This is a genomic window from Streptomyces sp. PA03-1a, from assembly GCF_033792805.1.
Taxonomy (GTDB): domain Bacteria; phylum Actinomycetota; class Actinomycetes; order Streptomycetales; family Streptomycetaceae; genus Actinacidiphila.
Genome location: NZ_JARAVO010000180.1, coordinates 1 through 20,607, shown reverse-complemented (window position 1 = coordinate 20,607; position 20,607 = coordinate 1). Strand labels below are relative to the sequence as shown.

19 protein-coding genes and 1 pseudogene are annotated in these 20,607 nt (G+C 73.4%); 14 read left to right on the top strand and 6 right to left on the bottom strand.

Annotated elements, in window-relative coordinates; translation table 11 throughout:
- Window positions 1-85: 85 nt before the first annotated feature.
- Window positions 86-5,413, top strand: a complete 5,328-nt coding sequence (gene pulA / locus PV341_RS32115; protein WP_500359671.1) for a pullulanase-type alpha-1,6-glucosidase — start codon at window positions 86-88, stop codon at window positions 5,411-5,413.
- A gap of 58 nt (window positions 5,414-5,471) precedes the next feature.
- Window positions 5,472-5,831, top strand: a pseudogene (locus PV341_RS32110) (TNT domain-containing protein); the annotation flags it as partial.
- 43 nt (window positions 5,832-5,874) lie between these two features.
- Here the strand turns inward: PV341_RS32110 and PV341_RS32105 are convergent.
- Together PV341_RS32105 and PV341_RS32100 are read right to left on the bottom strand one after the other, a co-directional pair.
- Window positions 5,875-6,381 carry a GNAT family N-acetyltransferase gene (locus tag PV341_RS32105; protein WP_500359670.1) on the bottom strand — a complete coding sequence of 169 codons (507 nt, stop codon included), beginning with the start codon at window positions 6,379-6,381 and terminating at the stop codon, window positions 5,875-5,877.
- Window positions 6,378-6,620: a hypothetical protein gene (locus tag PV341_RS32100; protein ID WP_500359669.1), complete on the bottom strand. Its 243-nt coding sequence runs from the start codon at window positions 6,618-6,620 to the stop codon at window positions 6,378-6,380. Before PV341_RS32100 ends, PV341_RS32105 begins: the two co-directional genes overlap by 4 nt.
- A gap of 7 nt (window positions 6,621-6,627) precedes the next feature.
- Here PV341_RS32100 and PV341_RS32095 point away from each other — a divergent pair, with 7 nt between their 5' ends.
- From PV341_RS32095 to PV341_RS32085, 3 genes are read left to right on the top strand one after another with little or no spacing between them, the layout of a single operon-like run.
- Window positions 6,628-6,879 (top strand): hypothetical protein, encoded by a 252-nt coding sequence (locus PV341_RS32095; RefSeq protein ID WP_500359667.1) that lies wholly within the window; start codon window positions 6,628-6,630, stop codon window positions 6,877-6,879.
- A complete protein-coding gene (locus PV341_RS32090) occupies window positions 6,879-7,433 on the top strand; it encodes a DUF6230 family protein (RefSeq protein ID WP_500359666.1) in 555 nt (184 codons plus the stop codon). Before PV341_RS32095 ends, PV341_RS32090 begins: the two co-directional genes overlap by 1 nt.
- Window positions 7,433-7,873: a DUF6114 domain-containing protein gene (locus PV341_RS32085; RefSeq protein WP_500322308.1), complete on the top strand. Its 441-nt coding sequence runs from the start codon at window positions 7,433-7,435 to the stop codon at window positions 7,871-7,873. The genes PV341_RS32090 and PV341_RS32085 overlap by 1 nt, the downstream gene beginning before the upstream one ends.
- On the opposite strand, the gene PV341_RS32080 is transcribed toward PV341_RS32085, so the two are convergent.
- Entirely contained in the window at window positions 7,857-9,827 is a 1,971-nt protein-coding gene (locus PV341_RS32080; RefSeq protein WP_500322310.1) for a hypothetical protein, read from the bottom strand. The genes PV341_RS32085 and PV341_RS32080 overlap by 17 nt on opposite strands.
- A 119-nt stretch (window positions 9,828-9,946) precedes the next feature.
- Between PV341_RS32080 and PV341_RS32075 the strand changes: the two genes are divergently transcribed.
- The gene (locus tag PV341_RS32075; protein WP_500359665.1) at window positions 9,947-11,110 is read left to right on the top strand and encodes a hypothetical protein; all 1,164 of its coding nucleotides are present in this window, start codon (window positions 9,947-9,949) and stop codon (window positions 11,108-11,110) included.
- A 23-nt stretch (window positions 11,111-11,133) separates the two neighbouring features.
- The gene (locus PV341_RS32070) at window positions 11,134-11,658 is read left to right on the top strand and encodes a DUF1203 domain-containing protein (protein ID WP_500322313.1); all 525 of its coding nucleotides are present in this window, start codon (window positions 11,134-11,136) and stop codon (window positions 11,656-11,658) included.
- A gap of 66 nt (window positions 11,659-11,724) precedes the next feature.
- Here PV341_RS32070 and glnII read toward each other — a convergent pair whose 3' ends face one another.
- A complete protein-coding gene (gene glnII, locus PV341_RS32065; RefSeq protein WP_500359664.1) occupies window positions 11,725-12,744 on the bottom strand; it encodes a glutamine synthetase in 1,020 nt (339 codons plus the stop codon).
- Between the two features lie 218 nt (window positions 12,745-12,962).
- Here glnII and PV341_RS32060 point away from each other — a divergent pair, with 218 nt between their 5' ends.
- From PV341_RS32060 to PV341_RS32050, 3 genes are read left to right on the top strand one after another with little or no spacing between them, the layout of a single operon-like run.
- Window positions 12,963-13,337, top strand: a complete 375-nt coding sequence (locus PV341_RS32060; RefSeq protein ID WP_499511483.1) for a 5-carboxymethyl-2-hydroxymuconate Delta-isomerase — start codon at window positions 12,963-12,965, stop codon at window positions 13,335-13,337.
- A gap of 2 nt (window positions 13,338-13,339) precedes the next feature.
- Window positions 13,340-14,209 (top strand): Gfo/Idh/MocA family protein, encoded by an 870-nt coding sequence (locus tag PV341_RS32055; RefSeq protein WP_500359662.1) that lies wholly within the window; start codon window positions 13,340-13,342, stop codon window positions 14,207-14,209.
- A 58-nt stretch (window positions 14,210-14,267) separates the two neighbouring features.
- Window positions 14,268-14,669 (top strand): hypothetical protein, encoded by a 402-nt coding sequence (locus PV341_RS32050; RefSeq protein ID WP_499511481.1) that lies wholly within the window; start codon window positions 14,268-14,270, stop codon window positions 14,667-14,669.
- Window positions 14,670-14,675: 6 nt separating this feature from the next.
- Here the strand turns inward: PV341_RS32050 and PV341_RS32045 are convergent, their stop codons facing one another.
- On the bottom strand, window positions 14,676-15,296 hold the full coding sequence (locus tag PV341_RS32045) for a hypothetical protein (RefSeq protein ID WP_500322317.1): 621 nt from the start codon (window positions 15,294-15,296) through the stop codon (window positions 14,676-14,678).
- A 71-nt stretch (window positions 15,297-15,367) separates the two neighbouring features.
- Between PV341_RS32045 and PV341_RS32040 the strand changes: the two genes are divergently transcribed.
- Together PV341_RS32040 and PV341_RS32035 are read left to right on the top strand one after the other, a co-directional pair.
- Window positions 15,368-16,378 carry an NADPH:quinone reductase gene (locus PV341_RS32040; protein WP_500322319.1) on the top strand — a complete coding sequence of 337 codons (1,011 nt, stop codon included), beginning with the start codon at window positions 15,368-15,370 and terminating at the stop codon, window positions 16,376-16,378.
- 80 nt (window positions 16,379-16,458) lie between these two features.
- Complete coding sequence (locus PV341_RS32035) at window positions 16,459-17,046, top strand: TIGR03086 family metal-binding protein (RefSeq protein ID WP_500359661.1); 588 nt, start codon at window positions 16,459-16,461, stop codon at window positions 17,044-17,046.
- Here the strand turns inward: PV341_RS32035 and PV341_RS32030 are convergent.
- The gene (locus PV341_RS32030) at window positions 17,033-17,869 is read right to left on the bottom strand and encodes an undecaprenyl-diphosphate phosphatase (RefSeq protein ID WP_500322321.1); all 837 of its coding nucleotides are present in this window, start codon (window positions 17,867-17,869) and stop codon (window positions 17,033-17,035) included. The two genes, PV341_RS32035 and PV341_RS32030, sit on opposite strands and share 14 nt — an antisense overlap.
- Window positions 17,870-18,334: 465 nt before the next feature.
- On the opposite strand from PV341_RS32030, the gene PV341_RS32025 reads away from it, so the two are divergent.
- Both PV341_RS32025 and PV341_RS32020 read left to right on the top strand, forming a co-directional pair.
- Window positions 18,335-19,429, top strand: a complete 1,095-nt coding sequence (locus tag PV341_RS32025) for a magnesium and cobalt transport protein CorA (protein ID WP_500322322.1) — start codon at window positions 18,335-18,337, stop codon at window positions 19,427-19,429.
- Between the two features lie 26 nt (window positions 19,430-19,455).
- Window positions 19,456-20,607: NAD(P)/FAD-dependent oxidoreductase (locus PV341_RS32020; protein ID WP_500359659.1), on the top strand; the 1,152-nt coding region annotated here is incomplete at its 3' end.

The following is a 20,607-nucleotide window of genomic DNA, read 5'->3' as shown; positions in this document are numbered from 1 at the left end:
CATTGTGAGTGTTGTGGTTTTTGTTTTTTTTGATAAAGCAAGAGACGGCATAGGATGTGTAAGGTGGTCTTGTGGGCTCGGAATTGTGTATAAGGGACAGCGTTACGCCCGGTTTTCCCGGCCCCCGCCGCCCTCCGACGCGGCGCTGGCCGCGCAACCCGGGCGTCACGACCTCACACGGGAGCAGTTCTACTTCGTACTGCCGGACCGTTTCGCCAACGGCGACGCGTCCAACGACAGGGGCGGTCTGACCGGCACCCGGCTCAGCACCGGCTACGACCCCACCGACAAGGGCTTCTACCAGGGCGGCGACCTCAAGGGGCTCACCCAGCGGCTCGACTACATCAAGGGCCTCGGCACCACCGCGATATGGATGGCGCCGATCTTCAAGAACCGGCCCGTGCAGGGGACCGGTGAGAACGCGTCGGCCGGCTACCACGGCTACTGGATCACCGACTTCACCCAGGTCGACCCGCACTTCGGCAGCAACGCCGACCTCAAGGCGCTGATATCCAAGGCCCACGCCAAGGGCATGAAGGTCTTCTTCGACGTCATCACCAACCACACCGCCGACGTCGTCGACTACGACGAGAAGTCCTACGGCTACCTCTCCAAGGGCGCGTTCCCCTACCTGACGAAGGACGGCGTGCCGTTCGACGACGCCGACTACGCGAAGGGCGGCAAGGGCTTCCCCGCCGTCGACCGCGACTCCTTCCCCCGCACCCCCGTCGTCACCGCGAACAGCAAGGTCCCGGCCTGGCTGAACGACCCGACGATGTACCACAACCGGGGCGACTCCACCTTCGCCGGCGAGAGCTCCGACCAGGGCGACTTCTCCGGTCTGGACGACCTGTGGACCGAGCGTCCCGAGGTCGTGAGGGGCATGGAGGAGATCTACGAGAAGTGGGTCCGCGACTTCGCCGTCGACGGCTTCCGCATCGACACCGTCAAGCACGTCGACCTGCCGTTCTGGACCCAGTGGGCCACGGCGCTGGACGCCTACGCGGCCGAGCACGGCCGCAAGGACTTCTTCATGTTCGGCGAGGTCTACTCCGCCGACACCGCCGTCACCTCCCCGTACGTCACGCAGGGCCGCCTCGACTCGACGCTCGACTTCCCCTTCCAGGACGCCGCCCGTCAGTACGCCTCCCAGGGCGGCTCCGCGGCGAAGCTGGCCGGGGTCTTCGGTGACGACCACCGGTACACGACGGACAAGGCCAACGCGTACGAGCAGGTCACCTTCCTCGGCAACCACGACATGGGCCGCATCGGCACGTTCCTGAAGCAGGACAACCCGAAGGCCGACGACGCCGAACTCGTGCGGCGGGACCGGCTCGCCAACGAGCTGATGTTCCTTTCGCGCGGCAACCCGGTCGTCTACTACGGCGACGAGCAGGGCTTCACCGGCGCCGGCGGCGACAAGGACGCCCGCCAGACGATGTTCGCGTCCAAGGTCGCCGACTACCTCGACGACGACCAGCTGGGCACCGACCGCACCCACGCGAGCGACGCCTACGACACCGGCGCACCCCTCTACCAGGCGATCGCGAAGCTGGCCGCGCTCCGCAAGGCCCACCCGGCGCTCGCCGACGGCGTCCAGACCGAGCGCCACGTCGCCGACGGCGCCGGGATCTACGCCTTCTCCCGCACCGACGCGAAGACCCGCACCGAGTACGTCGTCGCCGTCAACAACGCGACCGAGGCGCGGACCGCCGACGTCCCCACGGGCTCCGCGAACACCGCCTTCACCGCCCTCTACGGCACCGGGGGCTCCGTCACCAGCGGCGCCGACCGGAAGATCGGCGTGACCGTCCCGGCGCTGTCCACCGTGGTCTACAAGGCGGGCAGGCCGCTCGGCGCCCCCGCCGACCGGCCGTCCCTCACCCTGAAGGCCCCCGCCGCGGGTGCCACCGGCACCGTCGAGCTCTCCGCCGACGTCGACGGCGGGCAGCTCAACCGCGTGGTCTTCGCCGCGCAGACCGGCAACGGCCCGTGGAAGGTCCTCGGCTCCGCGGACCACGCGCCGTACAAGGTCACCCAGACGGTCGGTGACGAGGTGACGCCCGGCACCGCGCTGCGGTACAAGGCCGTCGTGATCGATTCCGCCGGCCGGACCGCCGCCGCTACCGCCGAGACCACCAGCGGCACCCCGGTTCCGCCGCAGCCCCCGGTGGCGAGCAGCCGCGACTACGCGATCGTCCACTACAAGCGGGCCGACAACAATTACACCGACTGGCGCCTGTACGCCTGGGGGGACATCGCCGACGGCGAGGGCACCACCTGGCCCGCCGGGCACGACTTCATCGGCCGCGACGCCTATGGCGCCTTCGCCTATGTGAAGCTCAAGCCGGGCGCGTCCAGCGTCGGTTACCTCGTCATCGACAAGGACGGCAACAAGGACGTCGGCGCCGACCGGTTCATCGACGTCACCAAGAACGGCGAGATCTGGGTCGAGCAGGGCAAGGAAGCCGTCGCCACCCAGGCCCCGTCCGGCACCGAGCCGGGGCAGGACAGGACGAAGGCCGTCCTCCACTACCACCGGGCGGACGGGGACTACGCGGGCTGGGGCCTGCACACCTGGACCGGCGCCGCGAACCCGACCGACTGGACCGCCCCGTTGCAGCCGGTGCGGACCGACGCCTACGGCGCCGTCTTCGAGGTGCCGCTCGCCGCGGGCGCCACGTCGCTCAGCTACATCCTGCACAAGGGCGACACCAAGGACCTGCCCGCCGACCAGTCGCTCGACCTCGCCACCTACGGACACGAGGTGTGGCTCCTGAACGGAACCGAGAAGTACCTCCTGCCCTCCACGTCCGGCTCCTCCGCCGACCTCGACCTGTCCTCGGCCAAGGCCCAGTGGATCGACGCCGACACCGTCGCGTGGAAGACCGGCGACACCGCCGCCAGTCACCAGCTCGTCTACGCCCCGGACGGCGGCCTGGCGATCAAGGACGGCGCTCTGACCGGCGAGGGCCACTGGCTGCGCCTGCAGCGCGTCGCGGGCGGCCTGACCGACGCCCAGAAGGCCCGCTTCCCGCACCTGAAGGACTACGCGGCCTTCACCATCGACCCGCGCGACCGCGACCGGGTCCGCACCGCCCTCACCGGGCAGATCATCGCAACCCAGCACCTCGCCAACGGCGCCTTGCTGTCCGCCACCGGCGTCCAGATCCAGGGCGTCCTGGACGACCTGTACGCCGCGAAGGCGACCAAGGCCGCGCTCGGCCCGGTCTTCTCCCACGGCAGGCCCACCCTCTCCGTATGGGCCCCGACCGCCCAGTCCGTCGCCCTGGACCTGGACGGGCGCACCGTCCCGATGCGGCGCGACGGCTCCACCGGCGTGTGGAGCGTGACCGGTGAGCGGAGCTGGACCGGCAAGCCGTACCGCTACGCCGTGAAGGTCTGGGCGCCCAGCGTCCAGAAGGTCGTCACCAACACCGTGACCGACCCCTACTCGGTCGCCCTGACCGCCGACTCGAAGCAGAGCCTGGTCGTCGACCTCGACGACAAGGCGCTCGCTCCGGGCGGCTGGTCGCACCTGGCCAAGCCCAAGGCCGTGGGCCTGAACAACGCGCAGATCCAGGAACTGCACATCCGGGACTTCTCCGTCGCGGACGCCACCGTCCCCGCGAAGGACAAGGGCAAGTACACCGCCTTCACCGACACGGGCTCCGCGGGGATGACGCACCTGAAGGCGCTGGCGAAGTCCGGGGTCTCCTACGTCCACCTGCTGCCGGCCTTCGACTTCGCCACCGTCGCGGAGAAGAGCGCCGACCAGGCCACCGTCGACTGCGACCTGGGCGCCTACCCGGCCGACTCCGACAAGCAGCAGGAGTGCGTGGCCGCGGTCGCCGCGAAGGACGCCTACAACTGGGGCTACGACCCCTTCCACTACACCGTCCCCGAGGGCTCCTACGCCACCGACCCGGACGGCACGGAGCGCACCGTCGAGTTCCGGAAGATGGTGCAGGGGCTCAACCAGGCGGGCCTGCGGGTCGTCATGGACGTGGTCTACAACCACACCGCCGCGAGCGGCCAGGACGACAAGTCCGTCCTCGACCGGATCGTCCCCGGCTACTACCAGCGCCTGCTGGACGACGGCACCGTCGCCAACTCCACCTGCTGCTCGAACACCGCGACCGAGAACGCGATGATGGGCAAGCTGGTCGTCGACTCGATCGTCACCTGGGCCAAGGAGTACAAGGTCGACGGCTTCCGCTTCGACCTGATGGGCCACCACCCCAAGGCGAACATCCTCGCCGTCCGCAAGGCGCTGGACGCGCTGACCCCCGCGAAGGACGGCGTCGACGGCAAGAAGATCATCCTCTACGGCGAGGGCTGGAACTTCGGCGAGGTCGCCGACGACGCCCGCTTCGTGCAGGCCACCCAGAAGAACATGGCCGGCACCGGAGTCGCCACCTTCTCCGACCGGGCCCGCGACGCGGTCCGCGGCGGCGGCCCCTTCGACTCCGACCCCGGCGTCCAGGGCTTCGCCTCGGGTCTGTTCAACGAGCCCAACGGCTCCGCCGCCAACGGCAGCGAGGCCGAGCAGCGGGCCCGCCTGCTGCACTACCACGACCTCATCAAGGTCGGCCTCACCGGCAACCTGAAGTCCTTCTCCTTCACCGACAGCAGCGGCAAGGAGGTCAGCGGCGCCGAGGTCGACTACAACGGCTCACCCGCCGGATACGCGGACGCCCCCGGCGACGCCCTCGCCTACGCCGACGCCCACGACAACGAGGCCCTGTACGACGCGCTCGCCTTCAAGCTGCCCCAGGGCACCTCGCCCGCCGACCGGGCACGCATGCAGGTCGTCGCCGAGGCCGTCCCGGCCCTCTCCCAGGGGCCGGCGCTCTACCAGGCGGGCTCGGACCTGCTGCGCTCCAAGTCCCTGGACCGCAACTCGTACGACTCCGGCGACTGGTTCAACGCCATCCACTGGGACTGCTCCTCGGGCAACGGTTTCGGCCGCGGCCTGCCCCCCAAGGCCGACAACGAGTCCAAGTGGTCCTTCGCGAAGCCGCTGCTGACCGCGGACACGCTCCGGGTCGGCTGCGCGCAGACCACCGCGGCCTCGGCCGCGTACCAGGACCTGCTGCGGATCCGCTCCACCGAGCCGGCCTTCGGGCTGACCACGGCGGCGCAGGTCCAGGAGCAGCTGTCCTTCCCGCTCTCGGGCGAGCAGGAGACCCCCGGCGTCATCACCCTGCGGCTGGGCCGGCTGGTGGTGGTCTTCAACGCGACCCCGAAGGCCCAGGACCAGCGCGTCGGCGCCCTGTCGGGGAAGGGCTACGCCCTCCACCCGGTGCAGGCCGCGGGCTCCGACGCCGTGGTGAAGCGGGCCTCCTACGACGTCGCGTCCGGCACCTTCACCGTGCCGGGCCGCACCGTCGCGGTGTTCGTCCGGAAGTAGCGACACGTTCCGTGACCGCCCGGTCGGCGGCCCGCGGTCCGCGGGTCCCGGCCGGGCGGTGCTGCGTACGGGCGAAGTGGGTGGCCATCGGCGCCTCGACGGGCAGAACGCCAACGGCTTCCTCCCGGGCGGCCTCGTGTCGGTCATCAACCTCGCCGTGGGGCAGAAGATCGACCGCTTCGGCGGCGAGGGCGGACGGTTCCTCGCGCCCGCGGGCCCGCCGTACTCCCAGCGCTCCATCGCGCCGTCCAACCCCAACACCTTCGACCCGGGCTACCCCTTCAACTGCCACCTGTACAAGGTGGTCAGGCCGTTCGCGGTCTCCGCGGGAGTCGTGGCGCCCTTCTACGGGCAGCCGGGCAACGGGCTCCAGTACGTGCTGCCGCTGAACGACAGCGTGCTCAACCACATCAACAACGGCGGACTCATCCGGGCGGGCCGCTCCGCCGCGTTCCGTGCGCCTACAGCTTCTTCTCCAGCAGGGTCACCGCGTACGGGCTGCCCTTGCCGCTTCGCTTGTGGGGCTGCTCGCCGACGACGGTGTAGCCCGCGCCCTCGTAGTACGCCCGCAGCTGCGGGTTGGCCGCCACGCAGTCCAGCCGCGCGTACGGGCGGCCGGACTCGGTGATGCGGCGCTCCGCCCGGTCGAGCATGGCCCGGCCGGTACCGCGCGGGGCGGTCGTCCGGTCCACCATGAGGCGGTGGACGTAGCCCGCGTCCGGCGGGCGCACCCCCCAGGCGTGCTCGTCGTCCCACCACAGCTCCCAGGCGCCGACCACCCGGCCCTCGCGTTCGGTGAGCCAGACCTCGCCCGCCGCCATGCGCGTGCGGAAGTGGCCCTCGTCCATCTCGCCGGGCTTCCACTGGTCGATGCCGTGCTCCTGCATCCAGCGGGCCGCGTCGTCCCGGAGGCGGACGAGGAGGGCGGCGTCGTCGGGCAGTGCGAGGCGGAAGGAGAGGTCGTTCATGCCTCCATTGTCAGGGAACCGTTTCCGGGCCATCGCTCGGCCGGTCCCGCGAGGGCGAGACCCACCAGGCCCATGCCGACGTGCCCGAGCATGCCCAGCACGTACAGCCAGGCGAAGGCCGAGCCCCAGTCCATGGCGCCGGGGTGGGTGAGGACCGCCAGGAGCGAGAAGGCGCCGACCGCGGCGTAGCCGGCCGCCGTGCCGCCGGCGAACAGCAGCAGGAGCAGCGGCCTGGTCATCGCCTCCATGGAGGCCGCCTCCGAGGCCGCCGGCGACTGGTCCGCCGGCATCCGGGACGCCCTCGGCGCGCTGCTCGGCATCCTCGCCGGGGCGCCCGCCTTCGCGACCATGGCCGTGGTCGAGATCGACGCCGTGGGGGAGGCCGGGCGCGAGGAGCGCGATGTGCTGCTCGCCCGGTTCCGGCGCTTCTTCACCGCCGCGGACGGCGCCGCCGGTGCCGTCGGGGCTCCGCCGGAGGTCGCCGCCACCGAGCTGTGATGGCCGTACCCGCCGCCGCGATCGGCGCCACGCTCATGGTCCTCACCGCGCAGGGCGCGCTCGGCGTGCAGTTCGCGATCTCCGGGATGCCCTTCACCGTCACCGCCACCGAACTCAAGGGCGAGGGCTTCGCGCAGTTCGGCGGCCTCGACTCGATGGCCGAGGGCAGCCCGAACACCGGCGACACCGGCGGCCAGGTCCTGGTCGTCGTCTCCGCGATCAAGAAGGCGACGCTCACCGACCTCTGCCAGAGCGTCGACCTCGGTGGCACCAACCTCGTCATCACAGCGGGCGGCGGCGCGGAGAAGGTCACCGCCCGCGGGCTGACCACCGACTCCACCGAGCTGTCCGGCGACGCCGCCTTCGACGGCATCGAGATCGGCAACGACGCCAGCACCCTCGACAAGGCCGGCGTCCAGGGCCCGATCGGCGCCTTCAGCCAGCAGTCCGACACCGTGACCATCGACAACCTGCGGCAGACCAACTACGCCATGACGGCCGCGGTGTTCAAACTGCCCGGCCTGAAACTGAAGTTCAGCGGCGAGGGCTGCTGATGGCCGGCTTCCGCCGGTGGCGCGGCCGCCGCCCGTTCTGGGGAGGGGGCCTGCTGACCCTCGGCGGCGCCGAGATCCTGGTGACCGAGAAGGCCGCGCTGCCCGTCGTCCTGCACATCGGCGCGCAGGGACTGGCCGGCTACCTCCTGCCCGGGCTGATGGTGATCTGCGGGCTGCTGATCCTGCTCAACCCGGCCCAGCGGCTCTTCTACTCGGTCGTCGGTGTTCTGCTGGCCCTCGGCAGCTGGATCACCTCGAACCTCGGCGGCTTCTTCGTCGGCCTGCTGCTCGGCGTCGCCGGCAGCTGCCTCGCCTTCGGCTGGCACCCCGACGGGGGAGCACCGCGCCGCGCCCGCTCCCCGCGCGGCGCCCCGGCGGCCGCTCCTGGCGCGGAGCAGGCCACCGGGGCGGGGGAGGGCGGGCTCAGCGCAGCGTCGTGAGCGCCGCGCCCGAGTCGAGCACCGCCGACAGCTCGGCCCGGGCGCCCTGTTCGGCGCGCACCGCCATCGTCGGGCCCTTCGAGGCGCCGGTCACGCCGCCCGTGGCCTTGATCCGCGTCACGTCACGGCTGCCCGCCGCCAGCAGGTACCAGTGGCCGGCGGTGGACTTCCACAGCGCTCCGGCCAGCACCTGCGGCACCGCCCGGCCGCACGCCCCGCTGTCCCGGCCGCTCTGGCCCACCGGTGCGCCCGGGGTGCCCGGTTCGGAGACCGGGGGCAGGAACAGCGCCAGCGCCCGGCCGTCCGTGCCGCGCCAGGTGTCGGCGCGGGCGCAGACCCACGACGCCTGCCCGTTGCCCTCCGGCAGCCGCTGCGTCGCGTACCGCCAGATGTTGACCGACCGGGTGCCCAGGCCGCTCATGGAGGGAAGGTTGCAGGCCGTCCGGGCCACGTTCGCCAGCCCCGTGGGGCCGGTCGCCTCCAGCGGCGTGGCGTCCGCGGCGGGCTGGTACGTCAGGTGCGCCGGCACGAGGTCGCCGAGGTCGGTGAGGAGGAACGGCCGGTCCACGCCGAGGCCGCCGGCGGCCCGGAACTGCAGCGCGGGCCAGGTGTCCCCGCACACCCCGGGACGGCTGTCCGCGCCGGGCATCCGCACCGGCTCGGTCACCCCGTCCGCCGTGCGGTCCAGCTTCGCCGGGGCGCGCCCCGGGTCCCGCAGGTCGCGGGAGGCCGCCTCGGTGACCCAGGGGGCGGTCAGGAACCGGGTGTTGCCGTCCGTACGGCCCAGCACCACGGCCGCCGTGGTCACGCCCGCGCCGTCCACCCGGGCGAAGTCCAGGGCCGCCGAGCCCCCGCCGTCGCGCGGCTCGGCGTAGCGCACCAGGCGCAGGCCGTCGTACATCAGCACCACGGTGGCGCCGTCCACGTCCCCCGCGTACAGCAACTGCGGCTGCTGCGCGGGCAGTCCCTCGGCGGTGCCCTTGGTGGCCGACACGGCGACGTTGCCGGAGGGGTGCGCCCACACCGCCATCGCCCGGCCCAGCAGCGCCCGGTCGCCGGCGCGCCCGCCGCGGGCCGGCCAGGCCGTGAAGTCCACCCGGGAGGCGCGGGTCCACGCGGTGTCCTGCACCCGCACCAGTTTCGCCGGGTCCAGCAGATCCGCGGTCCCGTACGCGCCCCCCGGCGACCCGCCCGCCGCGTACGGGTCCTGCCCGCCGGCCAGTACCGCGACCAGGGTCGCGGTCACGGCGACCGCGCCCGCCGCGATGAGGCCCACGCGCACGTGCTGCCGCCTGCGCAGCAGATCCGTCGGCCGGGCCTGCACCGTGCACGGGTCGAACCCGGTGCCGCCCAGCAGCAGTCCCTCCGGCACCGCCTTGGCGGCCTTCAGGGCGCCCCGCGGGTCGGCCACGCCGGCGGCCACCAGCAGCCTGCGCACCTCGCGGCCGTCCGCGTGCCGGGGCCGCTCCAGCTCCAGCAGCGCGTAGGCCGCCCGCCCGGCCGCGCTCAGCCCGGACAGCGCCCGGTCCAGCTCCGCCTCGTCCGTCCCGGTCGCCTTGGTGTGCAGCCGCAGGCCCCAGACGTACGGCGCCGGACCGCCCACCACCGTCCTGCGCAGCCGGCCCCGCCAGCCCCGCTCGCGGCCGAACGCCAGTGCCGTGTCCAGCACTTCCTGCCGCACCAGGGCGTACGCCGGGTCCACGGTCCCCCGCGGCCCGGGCACGTCCACCACGGCGGGGTCCGGCTCGCACGGCGAGCGCGGCAGCACGCCCTGCGTCAGGGTGTGGGCGGTCAGCACCCTCCGGTGCCGGCCGAGCGACGGCGGCAACGTCAGGTAGGCCAGCCGGACCAGGTGCGGGTAGTTCTCGACGAGTGCGGCCTCCGCCTCCTCGACGTCCACGATGACGGCTGCGCCGTGCCGGGGACGGGTGGCGGTCGCGTGCTGGGCGTTCACGTTCCGTAGAACGAGTGAATCCTGGGATGGTCACCCCGCCACCGCGCGCCGCCCCGGTGCCGGAGCGCCCAACCGGCCTGCGAGCAGGCGTTGTCGGTGCCCCGCGCCATGATGGCCGCATGCACGAGACGGACTGGGCACGGCTGTTCCACGCCTACGGCGCCGCCACGGACACCCCGCGGCATCTGGCCGCCCTGCGCACCGGCCGGGAGGCGGACGTCCGGGCCGCCCTGGAGCACCTCAACGGGGCGATCGTGCACCAGGGCACACCCTGGCCCGCCACACCGCCGGCCGTCCGCCAGGTCGCGGAGCTGCTCGCCGGGGAGCGCCCGGCCGCACCCAGGCAGGCTCTGCTGGCCTTCCTGCGGTACGCGGCGCAGGCGGCGCCCGACCCGGCGGAGGCGCAGGAGTGGCGGGCGCGGGCGTTCCCCGCGGACGGGGCGGCGGCCGACGCCTGGCAGGAGGCCTGGGCGAACGCGGACGAGGAGGAGCAGCAGGCCCTCTGGGACGACGAGATGGCCGACCTGGCGGTCGTCCGTGCGGCCGTGGGGGTGTACGACGCCCTGCCCGCCGTCCACGCGGCAGCGGCCGTCCACCTGACCGACCCCGACCCGCAGGTGCGGACCGCCGCGGCCGCCTGCGTGGCGCGCACGGCCGCGCACCCGGCGCTCGCCGGCCGCAGGGACGAGGTCGTCCGGGTCCTCACCGCGGCCGCGGCCACGGCCGGGACGGACGAGCGCGCCGCCCTCGCCGTCCACCTGGGGGAGTTGGGCGAGGCGCCCCGGGCCCTGCTCGCCGACCCCGAACCGGCCGTGCGGGTCTGCGCCGCACTCGCCCCCGCCCTCGACGGCGACGAGGACGCGCACACGGTGCTGCTGGACGCCCTGCGTGATCCGGCCGCGCTCGACGCGGCGTTCGGCCGCAAGCCCGCCACCTTCACCGGCCGGCCCCGCTTCACCGTCGCCGCCGCACTGTGCCGGCGCGTCACCGACCCCGAGCGGCTGCTGCCCGCGGCCCTCGCCGTCCTGCCGCTGCTCCCGTGGCGCCACCCCGACCCGGACATCGGCCCCTATCTGCCCCGGTTCTTCCCCGACGGCTGGCCGGCACCCCACAGCGCCACCGCGGCCCAGCGTGCCTACGCCGGGGCCCTGGCCGCGCACGACACCCTGTGGGATCCGCGCGGCGGCAACCGGGGTGCCCTCCTCGCCCGGCTCGGGCTGCCCGGCGACCGTGCCGCGTGGCGTGCCCTGAGCACGACGTCCGAATCCCGCCGGACCTCCTGACCGGACCGGGCGACGCTGGGGGCATGGATACCCATCGCATCGCGTACGAGGTCCGGGCCCTCGACCCGGCCGTCGCCGAGGAGTTGCGGGACGGCGACGACGCCGGTCTCGTCCCCCGCCCCGAGCCGGACCCGGAGGGCGGCGCCCCGCTCCGCTGCTGCCTGCGGCACAGCGCACCGGGGGAGCGGATCGCGCTGGCCGCCTACGCGCCGCTGCGCCGCTGGGCCGCCGCGACCGGGGCCGACCCCGGCCCGTACGACGAGACCGGCCCGGTCTTCGTGCACGCCGCCGCGGAGGACTGCCCCGGCCCGCCGGACGCCCCCGGCTACCCCGCGGCCCTGCACGCCGAGCGGCGGGTCTTCCGGTGCTACGACGCCCGGGGCCGCATCCTCGGCGGCCGGCTGGTCCGGCTGACCGCGGACGAGGTCTCCGCGGGCGCCGCCGACGCCGTCCTGGCGGCCCGGTTCGCCGATCCGCGGGTCGCCCTGGTGCACGTACGGGCCGTGGAGTACGGCTGCTTCCTCTTCGAGGCCGTCCGCGTGCCGTGACGGTGCGGTGGACGCGCCGAGGGCGCCCGGCGTGTGGACGGGCGCCCTCGGGGATGGTGCGGAGCGTCAGACGAGGTCGGCCTTCTCCAGCGCGGAGCAGCAGGTGTCGACGATGAGGCGGGTGACGACGTAGGGGTCGACGTTGGCGTTGGGCCGGCGGTCCTCGATGTAGCCCTTCTTGTCGACCTCGACCTGCCAGGGGATGCGGACCGAGGCGCCGCGGTCGGAGACGCCGTAGCTGTACTCGCTCCAGGGGGCGGTCTCGTGGGCGCCGGTCAGGCGGGCCTCGACGCCGGAGCCGTAATTCTTGATGTGCTCCATCGGCTTGTCGTCGCGGCCGAGGGCCTCGCAGGCCTCGATGATCGCGTCGTAGCCCTCGCGCATGGCCTTGGTGGAGAAGTTGGTGTGCGCGCCCGCGCCGTTCCAGTCGCCCGGGGCCGGCTTGGGGTGCAGGGTGGCCGAGACGCCGAACTCCTCGGCGGTGCGGTAGAGCAGCCAGCGCGCGACCCACAGCTGGTCGGCGACCTCCAGGGGGCTGAGCGGGCCGACCTGGAACTCCCACTGGCCGGGCATGACCTCGGCGTTGATGCCGGAGATGCCCAGGCCCGCGGCGAGGCAGTTGTCGAGGTGCTGCTCGACGATCTCGCGGCCGAAGATCTCGTCGGCGCCGACGCCGCAGTAGTAGCCGCCCTGCGGGGCCGGGAAGCCGGCCTCGGGGAAGCCCAGCGGGCGCGAGCCCTGGAAGAAGGTGTACTCCTGCTCGATGCCGAACAGCGACTCCTGGCCCGCGAACTGCTCGGCGACCGGGCGCAGCAGGGCACGGGTGTTGGAGGGGTGCGGGGTGTCGTCGATGTTGAAGACCTCGCACAGCACCAGCCGGTCGTCGCCGCCGCGGATCGGGTCCGGGTACGTGGCGACGGGCTTGAGCACGCGGTCCGAGCTGTGGCCCTCGGCCTGGTTGGTGCTGGAGCCGTCGAAGCCCCAGACACCGGGCTCCGCGCCGTCGGCGAGGATCTTGGTCTTCGAGCGCAGCTTCGCGGTCGGCTCGGTACCGTCGATCCAGATGTACTCGGCCTTGTAGCTCACGGGCGTCATCCTTGTTGGCGGGGGCCTTGCGGGTGGGTGGTGTTGCCGCTGCAGCCTCACAACCTGCGATTTCGCATCCATTGCCCGTGTGTTAACCCGGTGTGAACGCGCTGCCGTCCCACCTGCCGGACACCCCGGCAAGGCCTGCGGAAGGCCCTCCACCGCCCTGGGGACGGGCCCCCGTGGACCGCCGTGACCAGGGACGTAGGGTGTGTGCCATGCCTCACATCACCGTGGACTACACCGGCAACCTCGCGGACGCCTTCGACCGGCGCGGCTTCGCGACCGCGTTGCACCCGCTGGTCGCCAAGACCATCGACACCAGGGTGGAGGCGTGCAAGACCCGCTTCCGCCGGTCCGACGAGTACGTCCTCGCCGACGGCGCCCCCGAGCACGCGCTGGTGCTCGTCCAGGCCGCCGTCCTGTCCGGGCGCACGCCCGAGGCCAAGACGCAGCTGAGCGAGGCCGTCCTGGAGCTGGTGCGGGAGCACCTCGCGCCGACGCCGGGGCTGAGCGTGCAGACCGCCGTCGACGTCGTCGACCTCGACCGCACCTGGTACCGCAGCCACACCGAGCCGGCGGGGGAGCGGTGACCATGCGCATCGGACTGCTCGGCACCGGCCCCTGGGCGGAGATCGCCCACGGCCCCGCCCTCGTCGCCCACCCCGAGGTCGAGTTCACCGGGATCTGGGGCCGCCGCCCCGAGGCGGCGGCCGCGCTCGCCGCGACCCTCGGCACCCGTGCCTACGCCGACGTGGACGAGCTCATCGGCGACGTGGACGCGGTCGCCATCGCCCTGCCCCCGGACGTGCAGGCCCCGCTGGCCGCGCGTGCCGCCGAGGCCGGCCGGCACCTGCTGCTCGACAAGCCGGTCGCGACGACCGTCGCCGACGCCCGCCGTGTCGCCGACGCCGCCGAGGCCGCCGGGGTCGCGTCGGTGGTCTTCTTCACCCTCCGCTTCGACGCCACGAGTTCCGCCTGGATCGACGAGCAGGCCGCCGTGGACGGCTGGTTCACCGCTCGTGCGGAGTGGTTCGGCTCGGTGTTCACCTCCGGCGACAGCCCCTTCGCCGCATCCCCCTGGCGGCGCGAGAAGGGCGCGTTGTGGGACGTCGGGCCGCACGCGCTGTCCGTGCTCCTCCCGGTCCTCGGGGACGTCACCGCGCTCACCGCCGTCCAGGGGCCCGGCGACACCGTGCACCTGGTGCTGCGGCACGACAGCGGCGCCTCCAGCACGGCGGCGCTCAGCCTCACGGCCCCGCCGGCGGCCGCCGGCATGACCGTCGAGCTGCGCGGCACCTCCGGGGTGGTCTCGCTCCCCGGCCGCGCCGACGGTCCCGTGCCCGCCTTCGGCAACGCCATCGACGCCCTGCTCACGGCCGTGCGCACCGGCGTCCCCCACCCCTGCGACGCCCGCTTCGCGGCGCGCGTGACGGAGTTGCTGGCCTCGGCCGACCCTGCGTGACGCGCCGTCAGGGGCAGGACCCTGGCGGGCGACTTGCGAAGTGCCTATCGTTTTGGGTATGGCAGCGGACTGGTGGTCCATCGAAGTCCTCAACGCCAGCACATCCGCCGCGGCATGGCGTGACGCGTATGCGCCGACGCTCGTGGAGTCGGCGGTCACCAACCGTGCACTGGCGTGGGAATGGCACTCGTACGGGTGGGGCGTCGTCTTCGAGTTGTGCTTCCGAGAAGAGGAGCACTGGCTCGCATGGCGCGCCCTGCCCGGCACTCGCGCGGCGCTCGACGCCGTCCCCGATCCGGTCTCCGGCGTCCTGGTCCACCGCGGTCGCGGCGGCACCAGCGGAGCCTTCGTCCCCCGCTCGCCGCACCGGTCGCCGGGCGCGGCCGCGGTGGGTCTCCCCGATCCGCCGCCGGAACCGTCCGGCGCGGCCGTCCTGTGCGAACGGGCGGCGCGCGCGTAACGCCCCTCAGCGCGCGCCCCGCCCCGCCCGCATCCGTCGTGGCCACGCGTGGCCCGTGGTCTCCAAGGCCGCGGCCCGCAGCAACTCGAGCACGGCGGCGGCGGGATGGTCGGTGAACGCGGGGAACCGCCACCGGTGGTACGCGCTCCAGTAGCTCACCGCGCGGCGCTCGGTGAGGGCGAGGAACTCAGGGTGCTCCGCGGCGAACCGCCCGTACACCCGGCGTGCCTCGCTCCCCGGCGCCAGGGCCCCGGTGAGCCGTGCGTGGAGGTCGGCGACGATCTCCGGCACGTACTCGCCGGTGAGTCGCACCACGAACGGCACCGCCCAGGGCTCGGCCACCCCGGCCACGTGCGCCGCGTGGCGTTGCCGTACGTACCCGTCGTGGTGCAGCGCGTACAGACAGTGCAGGACGAGGCGCTGCCGGGGGGTGAGGACGGCCGGCACGTCCGGGTCCGGTTCGCGGCGGTGGAGGCGCACCGGCAGCCGCACATCGCCGTGGACCTCCCAGTGGGGGTCGTAGGCCGGGGGCGGTGGGAGCAGGGCTGCGACGGCGCGCACGTCCGGCGCGAGCGGGGCTGGGAACGCCGCCTCCAGGGACGGCGGATCGGCGGGCGCGGCGGACACGGGCGGACCCTACCCGGACCGGACACCTGTGCGGCGGGAAGAATGCGCCTCGGTGCCGCCTTGTACGGATCATGAAGGCCATCGTGTACACGGAAGGCGGCGGCCCCGAAGTGCTGCGCCTGACCGAGCGGCCGCTGCCGCAGCCGGGTCCGGGCGAGGTACGGGTACGGGTCGAGGTGTCGGGGGTCAACCCGACGGACTGGAAGTCGCGGCGCGGCGGTCCACCCGCCACGGTCACGGAGCAGGTGCCGAACCAGGACGGCGCCGGGGTGGTCGACGCGGTCGGGGACGGCGTCGACCCCGGACGGACCGGTGAGCGGGTGTGGCTGTGGGAAGCCGCCTGGCAGCGGGCGGACGGCACCGCCCAGGAGTACGTGACGCTCCCGGAGGCACACGCCGTGCCGCTGCCCGCGACCGCGTCCTTCGACACCGGCGCGAGCCTCGGGATCCCGGCGATGACCGCGCACCGCGCGCTGACGGTGGCGGAAGGCGGCCCGGCCCGGCTCGCCCCGGGTGTCCTCGGCGGCCGGAACGTCCTGGTCGCGGGTGGTGCGGGCGCGGTCGGCCACGCGGCGATCCAGCTCGCGCGCTGGGCGGGGGCGTTCGTCGTGGCCACGGTCAGCAACCCCTACAAGGCGGAGCTCGCCCGTGCCGCGGGGGCGCACCACGTCGTGGACTACACGGCCCCCGACCCGGCCGCGGAGATCCGCCGCGCCGCCCCGGAGGGCGTGGACGTCGTCGTGGAGGTCGCCGTGGCGGTGAACAGCGGGCTCGACCTGGCGGTGCTGGCGCCGAACAGCGTCGTCGCCTACTACGCGGACAACGGGGGCGCCGAGTTCACGCTGCCCGTCAGGGAGACCTTCGCGCGCAATCTGCGCTGGCACGGCGTGCTCGTCTACACCATGCCGGACGTCGCGAAGCGCCAGGCGGTCGCGGCCGTCACCGAGGCCCTGCGGGACGGCGCCCTGCGGTCCGGCGAGGAGTCGGGGCTGCCGCTGCACCGCTTCCCGCTGGAGCGCACCGCCGACGCCCACGCGGCGGTGGAGGAGGGCGTCGTCGGCAAGGTCGTCGTGGACGTGTAGGCCGCGGGGGCGGCGGGCGGCCGCCCGGGCTGTCGGGTTTGTTCAAGACCGGCCGCGGCCCCTGCGCGCAGCATGGCCGCATGACCGAACTGCACGCGTACCTGATCGAAGCCGCGGGCGAGGCCGCCCGCGTCGCCCGCGGGGTGGGCGGCGACCCCGCCCGGCTCTCCGCGCCGACGCCCTGCGGGGAGTGGGACACCCGCACGCTGCTGAACCACTGGATCCTCTACACCTCGCATGGCCTGGAGCACCGCGCGCTGCGCAAGCCGCTGCCCGAGGAGCTCACGGCCCGCGACTTCACCGCCGGCTCCGACTGGGCCGGGGCGTACGCGGAGCAGCTGGACCGGGCCGTGGCGGCGTGGGCGGCGCCGGAGGCCTGGGAGGGGGAGGTCGACCTGGGCCATGGGTCGATGCCGGCCGCCGAGGTCGCCTCGATGATCGTCAAGGAGCTCGCCGTCCACGGCTGGGACGTGGCCCGTGCCACCGGCCAGGAGTACCGCTGCGGCGAGGCCCTCGGCGCGTTCGTGCTGGCGGTCGTGGACCGGTACGCCGAGGTCTACCGCCGGTACGAAGGGTTCGCCGCGCCCGTCACGCTGGCCGACCCCGCCGCGGCCACCGCCTTCGAGCGGGCCCTGGCCCTGTCAGGCCGTACGCCTACGCGGCGATGACCCCCGTGCCCAGCAGGCCGAAGAGGAGGACGCCGATCACGAGCCGGTAGATGATGAACGCGTTGAACGAGTGCTTGGCCACGAACTTCAGCAGCCAGGCGATCGACGCGTAGGCGACGACGAAGGAGACGGCCGTCCCGACGACGAGCGGCGCCGTGTCCACCCCGGCGCCGAGCGCGTCCTTCAGTTCGTACAGACCGGCACCGGTCAGCGCGGGGATGCCCAGGAAGAAGGAGAGTCGCGTCGCGGCGACCCGGTCCAGGTCGAGGATGAGCGCGGTGGACATCGTCGCGCCGGAGCGGGAGAAGCCGGGGAAGAGCAGGGCGAGGATCTGCGAGGAGCCGACGAGCATGGCGTCCTTGAACGTGGTGTCGTCCTCGCCGCGCTTGTGGCGGCCCATCTGGTCGGCCGCCCACATCACGCCGCTGCCGACGATCAGCGAGCCCGCGACCACCCACAGCGAGGCCAGCGGCCCCTCGATGAGGTGCTTGGCCGCCAGGCCGACGACGACGATCGGGATCGTCGCGAAGATCACCCACCAGCCGAACTTGTAGTCGTGGTGGTACCGCTCCTCGCGGTTGACGATGCCGGTGAACCACGCCTTGCAGATCCGGACGATGTCCTTGAAGAAGTAGACCAGCACGGCCGCGATGGCGCCGGACTGGATGACCGCGGAGAAGGCGACGACGGCCTTGTCGTCCACCGGGATGCCCATCAGGCCCTCGGTGATCTTCAGGTGGCCGGTGGACGAGATCGGGAGGAACTCGGTGACCCCCTCCACGACGCCGAGCACAGCTGCCTGACCGATACTGATGGCGCTCATGGGACCCATCTCTGCGGAGGACGTGGCATGCCCGGGCCTGCACCGGCCGGAGCCCTACGGAGTGTAAGAGAAGTCCCGCGCCCCCCGCGAACCAGGTCCGCCCCGACCGCACCCCCGACCGGACGCCCCGGCAGGCGGCCACCTCGCGAACAGGGCGGTCGCGCGGGAGCACGGTCCGGCGGTCTGTCGCGCATGTCACATCAGCGGCATCCGGTGAGAAATGGTGGCGAAGGTTATTTCTGTCAGGAAAATGTGCGGAAGCACGCAAGGCGATGCGACCCCGGCGCGGGGGCGATCGCCGGCGACGTGGCGGCCGGCGCGACACCCCCGCCATGCGAAGGAGGCAGTGGCGTCCGCGCCGCCGCACCCCAAGGCCCGCGCGGTGCAAGGACGGTGTGACGGAGGGCTCGAACAGGCCCGGTCGTGGGCAATACTGGCGGCCGCATGCCTGCGTAGGAGCCTTTCATGTCGATGATCAGCAATCTCCGCAAAGCCGTCCGCCTCACCCACGTACGCCAACGGCGTGTGGACCTCAGCCACCCGGCGCGTTCCCCGCTGGGCAGTTCGGTGGTGAACTGCGTGGTCTACATGGACGGACTGCGCCAGGACGACTGCGCCGCGTACGAGGCGATCGCCCGGGTCCGCAAGTCCGGCCGGGGCTTCGTGTGGATCGGGCTCCACGAGCCGTCGGAAGCGGAGTTCGCCGGTGTCGCGGAGCTGTTCGGGCTCCACCCGCTCTCCGTCGAGGACGCCGTGCACGCCCAGCAGCGGCCCAAGCTGGAGCAGTACGGGGACACCCTGTTCACCGTCCTCAAGACGGCCCGCTACGTCGAGCACGACCGGCTCACCGCCACCAGCGAGGTGGTGGAGACCGGCGACGTCATGGTCTTCACCGGATCCGACTTCGTCATCACGGTGCGCCACGGGGGCCACGGCTCGCTCGGTCCGCTCCGGGAGGGCCTGGAGACGGTCCCCGACCAGCTCGCCAAGGGGCCGGCCGCCGTCCTGCACGCGATAACCGACCACGTCGTCGACCAGTACCTCGCCGTCACCTCCGCGGTCCACGCGGACATCGAGCAGGTCGAGACCGACGTCTTCTCCGACCACCGCGGCCGCGGCACCGACGCCGGCCGGATCTACCAGCTCAAGCGCGAACTGCTGGAGCTCAAGCGGGCCGTGGCACCGCTCGGCCGCCCCCTCCAGCGGCTCGCAGAGGAGCCCCTGCCCGGCATCGAGGCCGACCTGCGGACCTACTTCCGCGACGCCGCCGACCACCTCGCCCGCGCCACCGAGCAGGTCACCTCCTTCGACGACCTGCTCAACTCGATCCTCCAGGCCAACATCGCGCAGGTGTCCATGGCCCAGAACGAGGACATGCGCAAGATCAGCGCCTGGGTCGCCATCCTCGCCGTCCCCACCATGATCTGCGGCCTGTACGGCATGAACTTCGAGCACATGCCGGAACTGCGCTGGACCTACGGCTATCCGCTCGCCGTGGGCGTGATGGCCGTCGCCTGCTTCGTCATCCACCGCGGATTCCGGCGCAACGGCTGGTTGTGAGCAGTGCTGTGTGACATATTACCGGCGTGAGCAAGCCGACGAGCTGCGATGTCGTGGTCGTCGGCGCCGGGATGGTGGGCGCGGCCTGCGCCCTCCAGGCCGCGGCGGCCGGGCTCCGCACCGTCCTCGTGGACCGCGGGCCGGTGGCCGGCGGCACCACCGGGGCCGGCGAGGGCAATCTGCTGGTCTCCGACAAGGAGCCGGGTCCGGAGCTCGCACTCGCCCTGCTCTCCGCCCGGCTGTGGCAGGAACTGACGGAGCGTCACCACCTGGGCGTGACCGCCGAGTACGAGGCCAAGGGCGGGCTCGTCGTGGCGTCCGGCGCGGACGGACTGCGCGCACTGGAGGACTTCGCCGCCGCCCAGCGGCGCAGCGGCGTCCAGGCGGTGCCCGTCCCGGCGGACGGGCTGCGCGAGCTCGAACCCCACCTGGCGGACGGACTCGCCGGGGGTGTGCACTACCCCCAGGACGCCCAGGTGCAGCCCGCGCTCGCCGCCGCCCGCCTCGTCCGCGCCGCCCGCGACCTTGGGGCGCAGGCGCGTCTCGGCACCACGGTGACGGCGGTGCTCCGCGCGCCGGACGGCGCCGTGCGCGGGGTCCGTACCGACCGGGGCGACATCCACGCCCCGGGCGTCGTCAACGCCGCGGGCACCTGGGGCGGCGAGGTGGCCGCCCTCGCCGGGGTGCGGCTGCCCGTACTGCCGCGACGGGGCTTCGTCCTGGTCACCGAGCCCCTGCCGGCGCGCACCGTCCGCCACAAGGTGTACGCGGCCGACTACGTCGCCGACGTCGCCAGCGACTCCGCCGCCCTGCAGACCTCCGCCGTCGTCGAGGCCACCGCCGCCGGCCCCGTCCTCATCGGCGCCAGCCGCGAACGCGTCGGCTTCGACCGCACCTTCTCCCTGCCCGTCGCCCGCCGCCTCGCCGCCCAGGCCCTCGCCCTGTTCCCGGTGCTCCGGGACGTCGCGACGCTGCGCGCCTACACCGGCTTCCGGCCCTACCTGCCGGACCACCTCCCCGCGATCGGCCCCGACCCCCGCGTGCCCGGGCTCCACCACGCCTGCGGCCACGAGGGCGCCGGCATCGGACTCGCCCCGGCCACCGGCCACTTGATCGCGCAGTGCCTCACCGGGGCCCGCCCCGAGCTCGACCTCACCCCCTTCCGCCCCGACCGCTTC

Excerpts from the sequence above, each read along its gene's own strand:
- PV341_RS32105 (WP_500359670.1), bottom strand. The coding sequence starts at position 6,381 with ATGAACGACCTCTCCTTCCGCCTCGCACTGCCCGACGACGCCGCCCTC.
- PV341_RS32100 (WP_500359669.1), bottom strand. The coding sequence starts at position 6,620 with ATGACCAGGCCGCTGCTCCTGCTGCTGTTCGCCGGCGGCACGGCGGCC.
- PV341_RS32095 (WP_500359667.1), top strand. The coding sequence starts at position 6,628 with ATGGAGGCCGCCTCCGAGGCCGCCGGCGACTGGTCCGCCGGCATCCGG.
- PV341_RS32090 (WP_500359666.1), top strand. The coding sequence starts at position 6,879 with ATGGCCGTACCCGCCGCCGCGATCGGCGCCACGCTCATGGTCCTCACC.
- PV341_RS32085 (WP_500322308.1), top strand. The coding sequence starts at position 7,433 with ATGGCCGGCTTCCGCCGGTGGCGCGGCCGCCGCCCGTTCTGGGGAGGG.
- PV341_RS32075 (WP_500359665.1), top strand. The coding sequence starts at position 9,947 with ATGCACGAGACGGACTGGGCACGGCTGTTCCACGCCTACGGCGCCGCC.
- PV341_RS32070 (WP_500322313.1), top strand. The coding sequence starts at position 11,134 with ATGGATACCCATCGCATCGCGTACGAGGTCCGGGCCCTCGACCCGGCC.
- PV341_RS32060 (WP_499511483.1), top strand. The coding sequence starts at position 12,963 with ATGCCTCACATCACCGTGGACTACACCGGCAACCTCGCGGACGCCTTC.
- PV341_RS32055 (WP_500359662.1), top strand. The coding sequence starts at position 13,340 with ATGCGCATCGGACTGCTCGGCACCGGCCCCTGGGCGGAGATCGCCCAC.
- PV341_RS32050 (WP_499511481.1), top strand. The coding sequence starts at position 14,268 with ATGGCAGCGGACTGGTGGTCCATCGAAGTCCTCAACGCCAGCACATCC.
- PV341_RS32040 (WP_500322319.1), top strand. The coding sequence starts at position 15,368 with ATGAAGGCCATCGTGTACACGGAAGGCGGCGGCCCCGAAGTGCTGCGC.
- PV341_RS32035 (WP_500359661.1), top strand. The coding sequence starts at position 16,459 with ATGACCGAACTGCACGCGTACCTGATCGAAGCCGCGGGCGAGGCCGCC.
- PV341_RS32030 (WP_500322321.1), bottom strand. The coding sequence starts at position 17,869 with ATGAGCGCCATCAGTATCGGTCAGGCAGCTGTGCTCGGCGTCGTGGAG.
- PV341_RS32025 (WP_500322322.1), top strand. The coding sequence starts at position 18,335 with ATGTCGATGATCAGCAATCTCCGCAAAGCCGTCCGCCTCACCCACGTA.